The organism is Gimesia maris (assembly GCF_008298035.1).
Lineage (GTDB): Bacteria > Planctomycetota > Planctomycetia > Planctomycetales > Planctomycetaceae > Gimesia > Gimesia maris.
The window spans coordinates 683277-698375 of record NZ_CP042910.1 but is presented as its reverse complement, the minus strand read 5'-3'; the positions used below and the strand labels follow the sequence as shown (position 1 = coordinate 698375).

Sequence of the window (15099 nt, the reverse complement as noted above, 5' to 3'; positions counted from 1 at the left end):
TTCGGTACCACCCATTGTTTATTAATTTGGTGTAATTTCGTGTTTTTCGTGGTAGAAATAATTAAATTGAACCACGACAGGTGGCCCCAAATCGAATAAGGGGGTGTCGATGCAATCACTCCGATTTACTTCGCATTGATTAACTGTTTCAATTTGTCTCGATCAGACTGCTTCCACAGTTTCAGATTGCCGAAGATGTTCCCCTGGCGGTCAATCACAATAGTACTCGGGAAACTGTTGATCCCATATTCGACATTCATTTTTGCGTTCGCAATCGGCTCGCCTTCAGGAGTGTAAGGCAATTTTTGAAAACGGATGAGGGCTACCGGGAAGTCAAGCTGCTTTCCTTTCCAGACCTCTTTTTGAACTTTCTCCAGCCTTGCATCCAGTTCTTTCACGGAATCCACTTCATCATCTTCCCCGTAAGGTGTGTGAATGCCGACGATCGCAAGTTCATCCTGCGAATATTCTTCCCGCAGTTTAAACAGTTCCGGAATTCCCGAGAGAACACAGGGGCCACACCACCAGCCCCAGAATTCGAGAATAACCACTTTCCCCCTGAGTTGTGACAGTTTAACAGGTCCGTTTTTCCATTCCTGAATATCGACAATTTCGGGGGCAGGCTTACCCTCCAGCAGAATCCATTTTTTAGCGGAGGCATCTGCTGTTCCTGCATCATATTCTGTTTGCCCCGCTTTGATGACGATTGTTTTTTCAACCGGATTAATCTGGCTTGAGTGTCCCACAAGAGAAAACTCTCCCGGCGGCAGGAAAAAATGAAGCGTTGAACCTGTATCCTGACACCACTGGCAATACATGTTTTCCGAACCGCTGATGCCGCGTATGGCACCCGTTTCTTTTCCGATCCGCTTGAGTTGGCTGCTTTTGATCTGCCAGGTGACATGACATTCGGGATACATCGTCAACACCAGCGGCGACTGCTTGTCTTCTATCAAATCCGTCCGTTTCACAGCGACCAGGCCGCGCCCCGCGTGACGCGCATAGACCATGCCGCGATATTGATCTGGATCGCGAAACCGAATGAGCCCTTCCGAGTCAGACTTGAGCTCAAAATGACCGAAAGTCCAGTTCGCCCCCTGATTAGGATCATACCCATTGACCGTGACCACCATGCCAGTCTGCGCCCCGACCACTGGCTTGCCTGCTTCATCTACGAGTTTCACTGTCAGAAACGGTTTGAACTCCTCCGTCGCTTTGTTCTGCTCCTCTGCAGCAATCACAGATGAAACAAAGACCAGAGACATCAGCACAATCAAATACCGCCAGAATCGCATTTTCTTCTCCGCAAACAGTCCTGTTGTTAAGTTCATCCATTTTGAAGACAGAACCGAATCGTATGTTTGTTTATCGGAATATGAGATTTTTACAGATTTGATTTGGAATGGATCACCCCGGGGTTGTCGCAGACAACAGGAAACTGTCAGGGTAGTCTCACGAACTGAGGAGATGGTCTCCTATCTCACAACATGACACCTCTCAATGTGCAAACCAGTGTTTCATTTCCAGGAACGTCACACTGTCAGCTTCCTGCTCGCTACGCTCGTACCGAATTGCATTCGGTACCACCCATTGTTTTTTAATTTCGTGTGATTTCGTGTTTTTCGTGGTAGAAAAATAAATCTGAACCACGGAGGGGGGGGAAATGTGATTCAATAAAAAAAGCAGGACGGGCTCTCCTTAACCCGTCCTGCTTTCAATTGGCATCCGTTCCGCATTATTTTGCTTTTGGAATCCGGGGATCACGTTTCAGAGGCAGTGATACCTGTTTTCCGGTCCAGGAAGACTGATAGATCGCCAGAATGATTTCTACACTCTTGCGACCGTCATTTCCATCGACAAACGGCTTCTTGCCGGTTTTGATCGACTTGATGAAGTCTTTCAACTGTTCCATGTGTCCTGCATAGGAGATGGCAGAAGGATCGCTGGCACCACCGGTGTTGCCGCTCTTCTTTGCCAGTTCGGTGCGAATTTTTTCATCGCGGGCGTTCTCTTTTTCGAACTCCCAGTGCAGTACATCGTCCTGCTCGATAATCACGGTCCCTTTGGTACCGGAGATTTCGGTTTTCTTGAGCAGGCCGGGGAAGACGCTGGTGGTCGCTTCGATCACACCCAGGGCACCGTTCTTGAACCGAATTGTGGCGACGCCGGTATCTTCGACTTCGATCCGCTTGTGAGCCAGGGTACCGGTCATGCCATTCACGTCAGCAACATCACCCATGAACCAGAACAGCAGGTCGACGTTATGAATCGCCTGGTTCATGTAGGCACCGCCGCCATCCATTTCCCAGGTACCACGCCATCCGCCGGAATCGTAGTACTCTTGTGTCCGCCACCATTTGACATAAGTGTCGCCTAAGGTCAGCTTGCCGAAGCGGCCTTTATCGATCGCTTTTTTCAGTTCCTGATTGGCGGCACCAAAACGGGAAGGCATGATGGTTGCCAGCTGGACTTTATTTTTTTTGCAGGCGTCGATAATTGCATCACAGCGTTTGAGTGTGATTTCCAGCGGTTTTTCCACCACGACATGTTTGCCTGCTTTGGCAGCGGCGACCGCGGGGTCCATGTGTGCCCCGCTGGGGGTGCAGATGGTGACCACATCCACTTCGGGATCTGCCAGCATTTCATCCAAATCATGATAGGCCGTGCAACCATTCGCTTCTGCAAATTTATCTGCTGATGCTGCAAATCGATCAAAGCAGGCGACCAGCTTGGCACCGCGAATTTCTTCCAGTGCCTTTGCATGAAAATTCGAAATCATGCCACAGCCGACAATTCCAAAACCTGTTGCCATTACTGTTGCTTTCTGTATTTCATTTTAAAACCAGGAGTCTCCGTTCACATCTTTGTTGTGAACGTGAGATCGTGAATCTTGAAATTCACCTTTAAAATATCGTTTTACGAAGTATTTCTTACGAATGCAATCCGCGCGGAATTATTTCCCCTGATTGCCTGTAAAAGGCGGCGGATTTCAATCAGATCACAAGTCAATCCAGCAGTTCCACCTGGCAGAACCGTTTCTTGCCAACCCAGAGTAACATGCCTGATTCCACCGCAATCGCCTGATCATGGGTTTCAATCTTCACTTTTTCTTCCCCCATTTTCGCGCCTCCCTGCTGAATCGAACGCCGGGCATCGCTGGTGGAAGCACACAGACCCAGTTGCTTCAGTAAATTTGCAGCCGGTAAGGTGCCGTCTTCATTCAATTCGGATCGGGAAATCTTTGCAACGGGAATATCCTCAGGCAGACCGCCAGAACCAATTTCCCGCTGCCAGCGATCGGCCGATTCCTCAGCGGCGGCAGTATCGTGGTATTCAGCAATAATCGTTTTTGCCAGTTTGACTTTGGCTTCTTTGGGGTGGCCGGCCAGAATCGTCTGCACTTCATCCAGCGGAAAGTCGGTCAGCAGTTCATAAAACATCTGCATGCTGTCATCAGAAAGCTGCATGAATTTTTTCATCATCTCGTATGGCGATTCACTGATGCCGATATAATTGCCCAGGCTTTTGCCCATGCGGCGCACGCCGTCTGTTCCCACCAGAATGGGTGACATGACACTCACCTGCTGTCGCAGTCCCTGGTCTTTCTGCAGATCGCGGGCCAGCATGAAGGAGTAGAGCTGTTCTGTGCCCCCCAGTTCGATGTCAGCTTTGATCTCGACGGAATCCCAGGCCTGCATAATCGGGTACAGGCACTCGTGGAGATATATGGCGGCTTCTTCACGGTATCGTTTTGAGAAATCATCGCGGGTCAGCAATTGTGCGACGGTAACTTTACTGCAGAGTTCAAGGATCGCCGCGAAGTTCATTTTACTGAACCAGTCGCCGTTGCGTACGACTTCCGCATTCTCCAGATCGATGACTTTCCCAACCTGATTCAGGTAATCGACGGCATTGGCTTCGACCTGTTCTGCAGTCAGGCGGGCGCGGGTCTCATCGCGACCACTGGGATCGCCGACCAGGGCAGTGTAATTGCCGATGATGATGACCGCCTGATGTCCCAGTTCCTGAAACTGACGCATTTTTCGCATGGGAACTGTATGTCCCAGATGGAGGTCAATCCCTGTGGGGTCGATTCCATATTTCACACGCAACGGCGTGCCCGTCTCGCGGCTCCATTTTAATTTTTCGGCCAGTTCCTGTTCGGGAACGATCTTTTCCACACCACGTCGGAGGATAGCCAACTGCTCTTCTACAGGCAAAAATTGCATTAAACTTACCAGACTCTCTCTCAAACAATGTTATTCTGACATATCAGCGATTCGCCCATTTTGTCGACTCAGTCTGCCAGCGTCAATCTAAGCAGCAGATCGGAAGTCGTTTATTTCAGACCGATTTGACCGGGCATCCCTGACTGTGATAAGATTCGGCCTGTCCCGATCCTGCCTTGTTGTTTTTTTTACAAAGAATCAAGCTTTTCCTCATTCCGTGAAAAAATGGCATTGATGCTCGAACCGGAATTCCGGTACAAATAAATAAGTGATGCTGCCTCCTCAAAATTGTTTACCCTCCTGCCAACTACTATCCAATCACTCCAGTACCAAGTTTGTCTTTGATGGACATTTCAAAACTATTCCAGTTTAAACAGGACCAGGAATTTTCCAAGCTCCTGCTGCATGACAAACAGGTTGACCTGACAATCGCTGCACTGGAACTGGCACGCGACGATCAGCCTGAACTGCAGTTTGAACAGGTCAAGATCTGGATCCGCCAGAGAGCCTGTGAACTCTCCGGGAAGGTGGCGCTGGCCAATGACGATGAGACCTTGATCAGATGCTTCGTTGACTGTCTGGCCAAACAGCATGGACTGGCGGGAAATACGGTCTGTTACCATCAGCCGGAAGGCAGCTATCTGAATCATGTGATCGAAACAAAACAGGGGCTGCCCATTGCGCTCTCCCTGATTTATATGGCCGTCGGCAATGAACTGGGGATCGAGATCCAGGGAGTCGCAGCCCCTATGCAGTTTCTGGTGCGTTACGAATCACAGTCGGGCCCGTTATTCATCGATCCCTACTCCAGTGGAAAAATCTATAACGAAAAAGAGTGTATCATTCACCTCGCGGAGTTAGGCGACTTTTCCCGCGATGTTCTGCTGCGACTGTTAAAGCCGGCCACACATCGGGAAATTATTGTCCGCATGCTGATGAACCTGAAACGGATTCACGAAGAGCGCGAAGATTTTCCCAAAGCCTGGAATGTGCAACGCCGGCTGTGTGCCTTGAATCCACTTTCCAATGCACACCGCAAGGATCTGGCGGCCCTCAGTTTTAAAACGAAAAAGCTGGGACTGGCAGCCGACCTGCTGACTGGTTGCCTGAAAAGCTGTCCCGAATCCGAGCAGTTGGATATCAAGCTGATGCTGCAGAAGGTGCACGCCGAACTGGCTCAGTGGAACTGAGATCCGCCTGCAGAAAGCGGTTCATTCCGCGGCGACTTCAATCTGAGACAGAAACTGACCACCACTCTGAAACGTCCGTTTTTCCGAGAAACGACTCCAGGCCAGGCGCACGATCAGAAATTCCTGTACCGGCTGATCCAGGTCAAAGGTCACTGCGACTTCCCGGGAATAAATATGAGCCTGATGCGTGAAAGAAATTCCTCGAACCGAAATATTGCGTCCTGTCACGATCTGCAGATCGGACTCCAGTTGCCTGGTCTGAGGATTAAAGACGGCCAGGCCCAGCGGACGCCTGCAGGGGATGCGATGCCATTCGCGGCTGCTGATGGATGAAGGCTCAAGATACCAGCTGGCCACCACGGAATCGATCAGTTTGTTCAATTCCGGAATTCGCCGCAGGCAGGGAGTATTGGTCGTCTCACGAAGAAACGCGTCTCGCTTCTGCTGGTAGAATTCTGAATTTTCGTCTTCGTTAATCGTTTTTGGAAACACATCACTCGGGTAGGCTCTCACGGCTTGTCGCATGGATCTGCTCTTTTATAGACGTAACGGAACTGACGTCAGACTCAGATTGTCTGCCAAAATTCAAATGATTATTTCGATGGAAGATAAGCATTCTTTGCAGAAATGCTGACGGGGTTAAGACAGGGAGAGAGATACTCTAATTTAGCCCGCAATGAAAAGCGGGTCAAATTCAACCTGCAGACTGCCTCGAGCACGGGACCGGAATAATCGCTTGAGCTGGATTAATCCCGTCAAGTGTCAGCGACTGGCCTGAAGACGCATCCTCTTTCTGAACTTGAGTTTAGCGGTGTTCATCGAATCTCCCGTTCAGCGAGTTGAGGAATACCCCTCTATTTTGAATTCTCAATAGATTCCGCGTTAGTTCGAACGCAGCGTCTGCTCCAGCTCGGTCTGAACCGCCTGGATGACAGGTTCCCAGTCCCCCAGCACTGACTGTCGAAACAACCGCGCCGTCGGATACCAGGGGCTGTCTTTGCGTTCCAGCAGCCAGCGCCATTCGGGAAGCCGCGAAAGCAGAATCCAGACCGGCACGCCCAGTGAGCCTGCCAGATGAGCCACCGCCGTATCTGCGGTAATCACCAGGTCCAGATTTTGGATCAAGGCGGCGGTCTCCGAAAAATCTCCTGTGTCCGCCTGGTATTCGGGTCCCGGTTGCCAGAGATTCCATTCGTTCTGCAGGGCTTCGATCTGTTCCAGTCCGCTCACCTGCTGCAGGCTGATCAACTGAATGTCCTCTCTTTTTCCCAGCGGCAGGAACGACTCTAAGGGAATCGAACGGAGTTCATTTTTCGGAAAGTCAGGATTTCCACACCAGTTCAGTCCGACTTTGGCTCCCGGTAAATCGGAAAGTAAGCTGGCCCAGTACTGCTGCCTGTCTGCGGGCGGCTGGAGAAACGGAACCGCTGCAGGAATTGTCTCCAGGCTGGTTTCCAGGTAGAAGGGCACGCTCAACAGGGCACACTGATAATCACACTCCGGTTGCGGGTCTCCTGCCTTCAGAATCTGATCGATTTCCGGAACCTGTTTGAGCAATGCAGCCAATTCTGGCTGGCACAGAACCAGCACACGTGCGGCGCCCCGTTTTTTCAGTTCGATCGCAAATCGAAGAAACAACAGTGTATCGCCAAAGCCCTGTTCACACCACAGGCAGATGGATTTCCCCGTTAACGGTTCCCCCTGCCACTGCGGACCGGGATACTGCTGCTGCGGACTCGCGGCAATGTCCGTGCGGCGTTCGTAACCGCGCCAGCCATCCTGCAGGTTTCCCTGCAGCATACGGGTTGTCGCCAGGTTGAATTCCGCCATTGCAAAATCAGGACGCAGGCTGATTGCTTTTCTGAAATTCTCGCTGGCGTTTTCCAGATCATGTTTCAGTTTGAATGCATTCCCCAGGTTGTTATACCCCTCTGGCTGTGTCGGAGCAACTTGAATCGAACGCTCTGCCGCCTCAATCGCGGCGTCAATGTTCCCGACTGCTTCATACACATAACTCAGGCTGACCAGAATCTGGTAGTGGTCGGGACTTATTTTCAACATCGACTCATACAGCATGATCGCTTCCTGATACTGACGTTGCAGTACCAGGACGTAAGCCAGTTTCATCGACAGATCAAAGTCACCCGGTTTTGCCACCAGCAGTTCCCGGTAGATGTCTTCCGCCCGCGCCCATTCGCCGGCTGACTTCAGTGCGTCTGCCAGTTTCTGGTGAGTGTCCAGATTGCCGGGACTTAAATCATGCGCCTTCTGATAACACTTCACTGCTTCACTGAAAACGCCACGGCTCTCAAACAATGATCCCAGATTAAAATAAGCACGCTCATAATGGGGATTCAGGCGGATGGCCTGTTCGAAGGACTGACCTGCCTCCTGCCACTTCCCCGCGGCATGGTAGGCAACGCCCAGATTGTTATGCACATCGGGGAGTTCCGGCTGCAGTTGCACCACCTGGAGAAAAGTGCGAATACTCTGATCCAGGTCCCCGCGCTGCAGTTGCAGAGTTCCCAGATAATAGCGGGCCTCCCATTGACGTGCATTCGTATCCAGTACATGCTGATAGATAGTGGCCGCCTGATCCAGTTCTCCCGCCTGGTGATGGGCTAATGCTGCTTTCAGTTGTACCTGAACCTCATCCATGTGGGAACCTGTGCTGTTTCTGCCGAGGAAAAACGCTTTGAACGAAAGACTTTTGCCAGATCACTTTGAATTTGGCGCTGGCTCAAAGTAACATTCTATCAGTAGTACTGCAATAACGGTTCGCCGATCCTTAAGATAGAAAGTGGAAAGCATGGCCGCTCTCGTTTCCTGCCTGACAAACTCCTATGGTCGCTTTGGTCCGATCGCCGCCATCGAGCACATCCACGACGCCGGTCTCTCGCATATTGAACTGAACATCAAGAATCACGGCATTGCTTCGTTCTTTAAAGAAACGCCGCTGCTGACCAATGCATCGACCGCGGACGACATTCAACGTGTGCAAGAACTCCTTGCGCAGAATGATGTGCAACTCTCCAGTTGTAATATCACCAGCGGCAATCCTTTGGATCCTGCCATTGTTTCGATGACCAGACAGAAACTCGATCTGGCGGCACAACTGGGCGTCAGCCTGGTGGTGGGCGGTGCGGGGGAAATCGAAGACGAATCACAGCGGGAAACCCTGTATCAGAATTTTCGTGCGATTGGCGACTATGCTGGCGAAAAAGGCATCACCTATTGTTTTGAAACACATCCCGGTATCTGCGTCAACGCTGCCGGCATGTTGCGCACGATGCAGGACCTGGATCACAGGCAGCTCAAGCTCAATTTTGATACGGGTAACATCAACTACTACAACAGACATGAGAATGTGCTGGAGTCGCTGCATGAAGTGGTCGAGTATGTCAGACACGTGCATCTGAAAGACTCGTTCTGCAAATTCAAAGACTGGCATTTCACAACACTGGGCGAAGCGGGAGGCATCGACTTTCTGCAGGTTCGCTATATTCTGGAAGACCACAACTTCGAAGGTCCCTACAGCCTGGAAATTGAAGGCATCGAAGGCGAACCGGACCCCAGCCTGGAAGAACATCACAACCGGGTGAAACAGAGCGTCGTGTACTTGCAGGAATGCGGGTTCTTTGACTGATTTTTTATGAAGTGGTATCACGGGAAGCGCAGCTGAATCCTGCTCAATTCTGGAGGACCTGACAAAAATGAATCCCGATGTAGAGATCTATTTAAACAAGGCCAGACTCTGGCAGGAAGAACTGGTGACGTTGCGCACCATCGTGGTTGATACGCCCCTCACCGAAGAATTCAAGTGGCGGACCCCCTGTTATACGTTTCAGAAAAAAAACGTCGTTTTGATCGGTGCCTTCAGTGACAATTGTGTTCTCAGTTTTTTCAAAGGCGCCCTGCTCAAAGACCCCCTCGACATACTCACAAAGCCGGGAGAGAATACACAGGCGGCGCGCGTGGTGCGGTTCACCAGTCTGCAGGAAATCATCGAACTGGAACCGGTCCTGAAAGCATACATTGAGGAAGCGATAGAGGTTGAAAAAGCCGGGTTGAAGGTCGACGTCAAAAAAGAAGCCGAACCAGTACCAGCAGAATTTCAGAAGAAACTGGACGAGAGCCCGGCGCTGCAGACGGCATTTGCAGCGCTAACACCAGGAAGGCAGCGTGCTTACCTGATGCATTTTTCAGCCGCCAAACAATCCAAAACACGGGAAACCCGGGTTGAGAAATACATCCCGCAGATTCTTGATGGCAAAGGCATCCATGACTGCACCTGCGGCCTTTCCCAAAAGCTGCCCGCCTGCGATGGTTCGCATAAGTCGATTCGCTGAGGGACAGACAGGTAACAGTCTCCTGCTCATCTATTAAGAGTGGGCGAAACCAGAGGTCTGGCATCTCGCAGTGATTAGCCTGATCAGGGCGATTTGAAGAGGCCGAGATCGTAAAACAATTCATAGCGTACCGGGTCATCCGGTAGAACCCAGTGAAAGCCTTCCTGGCAGAAGACACTGAGCAAATTGGCGATAATGACTGCTCCCAATATGCCAATGACAGCCTTCGAGACCCAGTTGAATTCAATCGGGTGATCCGTTACCAGTTCGGGGACAAACATCAGATTGAGTCCGCTATCGATCAGCACTACGAGGAAGACCACCAGAGCCCAAGTGTATAAATGCAGTCCCAACACAGGGTCACCATAGCCGGGATCGGGGGGAACAATGTGAATCAGAATCTGACGTGTCGAAATGCATGCGCCACAGACGGCAGCCAGGATACTCATGCCATAACCTGCTGCAAAGTCAGCTCGAGTAAGAGACCCTGATCTGGCCTGCAGGATGATATAGCATGACCCGAGAGCACAGAGCATCATGGCCATTCGCTGCAGCATACACAGCGGACAGGGAACTTCCTGCTCACCAAACTGAACACCAAAAGCGCCCAGCAGGACCATGCAGACTGCAAGAATATTAAAATGAGCAATCCAGAACCCAAGGTGCTTGTTCATCTGAGTGTCTCTCCTTATATCGTCTTTAGATATGCGTCTCAAATGGCTCTGGAGACGCTACAGCAACCGGCACACTAGCGAAGACTGATTCAGAAATTGAGTTTCAGCGAATCCGTCGCGTGACACAGAAACAGGAGGAAGGTCGCCATCAGGGAGACAAAGAAGGGGAGATAGACGAACCAGCGCTTGCGCCACCTCATCGCGAAGAATGTAAAAAGGATGAGCAACAGAATCAGAGTATCCAAGGCGATTCCTTTATCGTTCAGAGGAAGTCCGTGAGCATTTTTAATCATGAAAAAAGGCAACCCTGCTGAGGGGCGATGCCTGTTGGCCGGGATCTTAGCATACTCTGGAGTGACGTCAAAGTCGTATATTCGCATCGAAACAGGGCAACAGGCTCGACTTGAAATCAATCAGCGGATGTTACTTCTCACAATTTCTGGAGACTCTGTTATTTAAATGCGCAGTATCCGTATTCAGTCTGCGTGTGCCAGGATCGTCAAATTGCTTTATTCCCAGTTGCGTACATGCTATAAGGAATGTACTTCCCTGTCACAGTCACATTGTGATTTCATCATTCAACTCACATTTCGTCACGGGTATTGTCCTCTGACGCGTATGGGAACCCTGCATGGGCATCTATGTAGAAATACGAATTCATGGTTCAATGGAAGAGTTGTGGGAGAAAACCCAGAACCCGGAATTGCATGAACGCTGGGACGCCCGCTTCACTTCGATCACCTATCTCCCCCGCGCCGAGGAATCTGAACCGCAGCAATTTGAATATGCAACGCGACTGGGTTTTGGTCTTGGCATCCAAGGCGCAGGTGAGACCGTTGGCAGTCGCGATGAAACCACTGGCCGACGTACCTCGTCGCTGCGTTTCTGGTCGGACGATGCCAAGTCCCTGATTCGTGAAGGCGCCGGTTACTGGCAGTACACTCCTTTGGAGGACGGCGTACGGTTCGTCACAGGCTACGATTACCAGACGCGGTTCGGCTGGCTGGGTCGTACTTTCGATCGCTTCGTCTTTCGACCGCTGATGGGTTGGGCGACCGCCTGGAGCTTCGACCGCCTGCGATTATGGATCGAGCAAGGCATTGACCCGGGGGTATCAATGCAGCGAACCCTGATCCACGGCCTGGCGCGAATGACAGTGGCATTCGTCTGGATCTACCAGGGGCTGATCCCCAAGCTGATCGCGCGACACGCGGACGAACTGGCGATGCTGGCAGACGCGGGGGTCGCCGCATCCGTTGCCCCTGCGTTCCTGATTATCGCGGGGATGGCAGAAGTGGTACTGGGGGCAACCGTGCTGATCTGTTTTCATCGTCGCTGGCCGCTGGTGTTAACCGTACTGCTGATGCTGCTGGTCACGATCGGCGTGGCGATCAGTTCGCCTCAATACCTGTCGGCGGCATTTAATCCGGTCAGCCTGAATCTGCTGCTGGCGGTCGTGGCTTTGCTGGGACTCTCCGTGATGCATGATCTGCCTTCCGCGCGACGTTGTCTCAGAAAAAAACCGGAGACTGACTGATGGCCTCGATTTATCAGCGGGTTCTTGGATCCGATTTTGAGAAACTGCACCCGAAGATCCAGGAACGTTTCGGGTTCAGCAGTGAAGACAGAATCGCCTCGATCGGCACGGGAATCATGGATGAACTCTGGCGCGGCCGATTCTATACGGTCCCTTTTCTTTACTTGGGAACGTGGCGACGCATCATGTTTCCCGAGTATGGCAATCACATTCCTTTCACCATTGAGAACTATGCCTACCAGGACCGGTTCGGTCGGGAAACGGTGACCTGGGTACGGACCTTCGAAGGCCGCAAACAACGGCGCTTCGATGCGTATATGATTTATAGCGAACAGCGAAACCGGATTGTCGATTACCTGGGATCACATCAGCATCTCGCCGTCGACCTGGATCTGTCAGTGGATGAACGGGGAGGCATGCGAATCCGGTCCGGGGCGCAGCGATTTTATGAAGGACCGCTTGGCTTTTCCTTTCCGTTATTTTTTTCGGGAATTGCCGATGTGTGCGAGTGGTATGACGACGACGACGAAAAGTATCGCATCCAGGTGGAAGTCACGAACCGCACCTGGGGCCGCCTGTTTGGATATCGGGGCGCATTTGATGTTGTCTGGAGAAAGACCGATGAAACAGGCATTCCGTATCACATCAAACCGCTGCGGGAAGAACAGCGCGAATAGTCCCTGCCTTCTCAGACAGTAAGCTGAAATCGAGATCATACCTGGATCAGGTAACTATCACTGCGGAATAAGCGATTGTCCTGACTGTTCCTGCGCACGGCGAAACGTTATCTTATTGTAACGAGATGCCGATTATTGAAACCGGCGACTGATGATGAGACCTACCAACTGCAGGAATTGAGATGAGCGATTTGCCGAACTGTCCGGAATGTGATTCGGAATATACGTATGAAGACCGGGATTTGCTGGTTTGTCCGTCCTGTGGTCACGAGTGGAATCCAGGTGACACTGCTGCAGGCGCCGCGGCGGGCCCGGTCGTCAGAGATGCGAACGGTAATGAACTGACCAATGGTGATACGATCACGGTGATCAAAGACCTGAAAGTGAAAGGCTCCTCTACCGTCGTGAAGGTCGGCACAAAAGTCAAAAACATCCGCCTGGTAGAAGGCGATCACGACATCGACTGTAAAATCCCCGGCATCGGTGCCATGCAGTTGAAATCAGAATTTGTCAAAAAAGCATGATCCTCGTCAAAAAGTAAACGATGAGTGTAGACACCTTACAATATCTGCTGGGGATGGCGGGAACAGTCGCTTTTGCGGTGACGGGTGTGCTGGCGGTAACTCCACGGGGCATCGATTTTTTTGGTGCCTGCGTGCTGGGCCTGATTACCGCCATTGGTGGCGGCACGATCCGCGACTTAATTTTGGGAGTACCGGTCTTCTGGGCAGCGGACCTGAACTATATCTGGGTCGCTTTGGGTGCGAGTTTTGTTGCCTTTCTCACCGAGCGTTTACTGACCCGCAGGGAAATTCACCGGACCATGCTCTACCTCGACGCGCTCGGCGTCTCCATGTTTGCCATCCAGGCGGCACAAAAAGTGATGTGGCTCGACTTCGGTATGCCCATTGCGCCGATCCTGCTGGGAGTGTTGACCGCAATTGGCGGCGGACTGCTGCGGGATGTACTCGCGGGACAACCGACGCTGTTGAAACGCCGTGAACTCTATGCGATTCCCGTAACCTGTGGCTGCATCCTGTATGTCTTCCTGCTGACCTGGTTCCCGGCATACGCCGTTGTGACTGGTGTAGTCTGTTCGTTACTGATTCTCTGCCTGCGCGGCTCTGCCATCTACTGGGACCTGCACGTCCCTCTCTGGTTGACCACCCAGTCCAGGCACACTGAGACAAAGAAACCAAAAGATCCGGGCTCCCACTAGAGCGAATCACATTTCACCATCACGTCTCTTGAACTATTATTCTCGACCCAAATGTCCTGGGAGACGGTACAGCAAAACGGGACACAGTCTAATACAAAGTCTTGATACTGACGAAAGTATTTACTTATCCAGTTTTTTAATCCACGAGACCTGTGTGATCAGGTGATTGATCGAGGCAAACGAAATGTGTGCGTTGGTGGCATAACGCGGACTTGAGTTGGCGGGGAACGTTGCCAGAGTGGCGTCTCCCACCAGAAAGACGTTGAAGTCTTTTGAGAGATTCTCATAACCGGCGGTCGTTTTACAGAAACACATGTCGGTCGCATAACCGGTCAGCAGAATGTGCCGAATGCCGTGCTTGTTGAGAAACTTCTTTAAAGGCGCATACCCTTCCTGGTCAAAAATCAGCACGTCATCTTTATGCACGGTCACATCCGCGGTCACCGGGACCGGTACATTCCAGAAACCTGCGCCGTTATATTGATCGCCCGACATCAGGCCCGGAAACTGGCGGAAGTAATCGATCACAGGTCGATCGCTGGAAAGCGTGAGTTTCTCGATCAAAGGCTGTCCTTTATAGGGCAGGCTGTCGAGTCGGGCTTTCAACTGTTTTTTTGCTTCCGCCCGTTCTTCCTCCGTGGGTTGGTAGTCAAACGTGCGATACAGTTTTTTTCGAATCGGATCGACGGGCGCAATCAGGCTAAACATCGTCAGCGAGACCTGCGGCCGCATCCGCTTGAGAAACGGATCAATCACGGTACGCGTATGCTGTGCGGCGAGATGATTTTTGGTCGGCGTACAGAAGTCGCAGACCCCCGCCGGTTCGGGTGTGCGCCAGCCCTGGCCATCGTCAATTCCCCAGGGATGGACCATAATCACCGCTGTCTTATCGGCGCGCAGGCGGTTCGGCATTTCGATGATGCCCCGCGCATTGTAGGAGAATCTCCAGGCACGTACACTCAGGTCGGCACCTTCCTCATCAACCAGAATCGGTGCTGCATAGCGGCGGACTTCTTCAATCGGCTGCACGAATGTCGGATGGTCTGCCAGCAGTGGTTCCGGATTTTTGAGCAGCTGCAACCGGTTCTGATACACCCGCGGTGGTTCGTCGGCAGGAACAGCCTGAAGCGTGGAACATAAGATTACCACAAGGCAGAAGAATGAAACGTTCCATTTTCGAAGCTGTGTCATCACATTTTCTTCCTGTGTTTTCGGGGGAGCGGA

Annotated in this window: 15 protein-coding genes and 1 pseudogene; 7 read left to right on the top strand and 9 right to left on the bottom strand. The window is 51.6% G+C overall.

What is annotated here, in order from left to right; genetic code table 11:
* Positions 1-125: 125 nt before the first annotated feature.
* The 3 genes from GmarT_RS30280 to tyrS all read right to left on the bottom strand — a co-directional run bounded on the left by GmarT_RS30280 (position 126) and on the right by tyrS (position 4229).
* Positions 126-1295: a TlpA disulfide reductase family protein gene (locus GmarT_RS30280; protein ID WP_052301289.1), complete on the bottom strand. Its 1170-nt coding sequence runs from the start codon at positions 1293-1295 to the stop codon at positions 126-128.
* Between the two features lie 440 nt (positions 1296-1735).
* Positions 1736-2812: a Gfo/Idh/MocA family protein gene (locus GmarT_RS02610; protein ID WP_002649123.1), complete on the bottom strand. Its 1077-nt coding sequence runs from the start codon at positions 2810-2812 to the stop codon at positions 1736-1738.
* Positions 2813-3005: 193 nt separating this feature from the next.
* Positions 3006-4229 (bottom strand): tyrosine--tRNA ligase, encoded by a 1224-nt coding sequence (gene tyrS, locus GmarT_RS02605; protein WP_002649124.1) that lies wholly within the window; start codon positions 4227-4229, stop codon positions 3006-3008.
* Between the two features lie 344 nt (positions 4230-4573).
* Between tyrS and GmarT_RS02600 the strand changes: the two genes are divergently transcribed.
* Entirely contained in the window at positions 4574-5419 is an 846-nt protein-coding gene (locus tag GmarT_RS02600; protein WP_002649125.1) for a SirB1 family protein, read from the top strand.
* 21 nt (positions 5420-5440) lie between these two features.
* On the opposite strand, the gene GmarT_RS02595 is transcribed toward GmarT_RS02600, so the two are convergent.
* The 3 genes and pseudogenes from GmarT_RS02595 to GmarT_RS30515 all read right to left on the bottom strand — a co-directional run.
* On the bottom strand, positions 5441-5944 hold the full coding sequence (locus GmarT_RS02595; protein WP_002649126.1) for a hypothetical protein: 504 nt from the start codon (positions 5942-5944) through the stop codon (positions 5441-5443).
* 357 nt (positions 5945-6301) lie between these two features.
* Complete coding sequence (locus GmarT_RS30520) at positions 6302-7375, bottom strand: glycosyltransferase family 9 protein (protein ID WP_498072117.1); 1074 nt, start codon at positions 7373-7375, stop codon at positions 6302-6304.
* Positions 7361-8083 (bottom strand): annotated as a pseudogene (locus GmarT_RS30515) (tetratricopeptide repeat protein); the annotation flags it as partial. The gene GmarT_RS30520 and the pseudogene GmarT_RS30515, both read right to left, overlap by 15 nt.
* 145 nt (positions 8084-8228) lie before the next feature.
* Here GmarT_RS30515 and GmarT_RS02585 point away from each other — a divergent pair.
* Entirely contained in the window at positions 8229-9065 is an 837-nt protein-coding gene (locus tag GmarT_RS02585) for a sugar phosphate isomerase/epimerase family protein (RefSeq protein ID WP_002649128.1), read from the top strand.
* Positions 9066-9132: 67 nt separating this feature from the next.
* Positions 9133-9768 (top strand): YdeI/OmpD-associated family protein, encoded by a 636-nt coding sequence (locus GmarT_RS02580; RefSeq protein WP_002649129.1) that lies wholly within the window; start codon positions 9133-9135, stop codon positions 9766-9768.
* 83 nt (positions 9769-9851) lie between these two features.
* Here the strand turns inward: GmarT_RS02580 and GmarT_RS02575 are convergent, their stop codons facing one another.
* Positions 9852-10442, bottom strand: coding sequence for a disulfide bond formation protein B (locus tag GmarT_RS02575; RefSeq protein ID WP_002649130.1), 591 nt, complete (start codon positions 10440-10442; stop codon positions 9852-9854).
* An 89-nt stretch (positions 10443-10531) separates the two neighbouring features.
* Positions 10532-10735 carry a DUF5993 family protein gene (locus GmarT_RS02570; RefSeq protein ID WP_044240162.1) on the bottom strand — a complete coding sequence of 68 codons (204 nt, stop codon included), beginning with the start codon at positions 10733-10735 and terminating at the stop codon, positions 10532-10534.
* Between the two features lie 338 nt (positions 10736-11073).
* Between GmarT_RS02570 and GmarT_RS02565 the strand changes: the two genes are divergently transcribed.
* The 4 genes from GmarT_RS02565 (at position 11074) to GmarT_RS02550 (ending at position 13875) form a co-directional block, all read left to right on the top strand.
* Entirely contained in the window at positions 11074-11979 is a 906-nt protein-coding gene (locus GmarT_RS02565; protein ID WP_002649131.1) for a DoxX-like family protein, read from the top strand.
* Positions 11979-12656, top strand: coding sequence for a DUF4166 domain-containing protein (locus GmarT_RS02560; protein WP_002649132.1), 678 nt, complete (start codon positions 11979-11981; stop codon positions 12654-12656). Before GmarT_RS02565 ends, GmarT_RS02560 begins: the two co-directional genes overlap by 1 nt.
* Positions 12657-12838: 182 nt before the next feature.
* Complete coding sequence (locus GmarT_RS02555; RefSeq protein WP_002649133.1) at positions 12839-13180, top strand: zinc ribbon domain-containing protein YjdM; 342 nt, start codon at positions 12839-12841, stop codon at positions 13178-13180.
* A gap of 20 nt (positions 13181-13200) precedes the next feature.
* Positions 13201-13875 carry a trimeric intracellular cation channel family protein gene (locus GmarT_RS02550; RefSeq protein ID WP_002649134.1) on the top strand — a complete coding sequence of 225 codons (675 nt, stop codon included), beginning with the start codon at positions 13201-13203 and terminating at the stop codon, positions 13873-13875.
* Positions 13876-13995: 120 nt separating this feature from the next.
* On the opposite strand, the gene GmarT_RS02545 is transcribed toward GmarT_RS02550, so the two are convergent.
* Positions 13996-15066, bottom strand: a complete 1071-nt coding sequence (locus tag GmarT_RS02545; protein WP_044240174.1) for an isochorismatase family protein — start codon at positions 15064-15066, stop codon at positions 13996-13998.
* Between the last annotated feature and the right edge of the window lie 33 nt (positions 15067-15099).

What these genes read in the sequence shown, in the direction of transcription:
- GmarT_RS02555 (WP_002649133.1), top strand. Translation starts at nt 12,839, where the DNA reads ATGAGCGATTTGCCGAACTGTCCGGAATGTGATTCGGAATATACGTAT.
- GmarT_RS02600 (WP_002649125.1), top strand. Translation starts at nt 4,574, where the DNA reads ATGGACATTTCAAAACTATTCCAGTTTAAACAGGACCAGGAATTTTCC.
- tyrS (WP_002649124.1), bottom strand. Translation starts at nt 4,229, where the DNA reads ATGCAATTTTTGCCTGTAGAAGAGCAGTTGGCTATCCTCCGACGTGGT.
- GmarT_RS02565 (WP_002649131.1), top strand. Translation starts at nt 11,074, where the DNA reads ATGGGCATCTATGTAGAAATACGAATTCATGGTTCAATGGAAGAGTTG.
- GmarT_RS30280 (WP_052301289.1), bottom strand. Translation starts at nt 1,295, where the DNA reads ATGCGATTCTGGCGGTATTTGATTGTGCTGATGTCTCTGGTCTTTGTT.
- GmarT_RS02575 (WP_002649130.1), bottom strand. Translation starts at nt 10,442, where the DNA reads ATGAACAAGCACCTTGGGTTCTGGATTGCTCATTTTAATATTCTTGCA.
- GmarT_RS02585 (WP_002649128.1), top strand. Translation starts at nt 8,229, where the DNA reads ATGGCCGCTCTCGTTTCCTGCCTGACAAACTCCTATGGTCGCTTTGGT.
- GmarT_RS02560 (WP_002649132.1), top strand. Translation starts at nt 11,979, where the DNA reads ATGGCCTCGATTTATCAGCGGGTTCTTGGATCCGATTTTGAGAAACTG.
- GmarT_RS02610 (WP_002649123.1), bottom strand. Translation starts at nt 2,812, where the DNA reads ATGGCAACAGGTTTTGGAATTGTCGGCTGTGGCATGATTTCGAATTTT.
- GmarT_RS02580 (WP_002649129.1), top strand. Translation starts at nt 9,133, where the DNA reads ATGAATCCCGATGTAGAGATCTATTTAAACAAGGCCAGACTCTGGCAG.
- GmarT_RS02595 (WP_002649126.1), bottom strand. Translation starts at nt 5,944, where the DNA reads ATGCGACAAGCCGTGAGAGCCTACCCGAGTGATGTGTTTCCAAAAACG.
- GmarT_RS02545 (WP_044240174.1), bottom strand. Translation starts at nt 15,066, where the DNA reads ATGACACAGCTTCGAAAATGGAACGTTTCATTCTTCTGCCTTGTGGTA.
- GmarT_RS02570 (WP_044240162.1), bottom strand. Translation starts at nt 10,735, where the DNA reads ATGATTAAAAATGCTCACGGACTTCCTCTGAACGATAAAGGAATCGCC.
- GmarT_RS02550 (WP_002649134.1), top strand. Translation starts at nt 13,201, where the DNA reads ATGAGTGTAGACACCTTACAATATCTGCTGGGGATGGCGGGAACAGTC.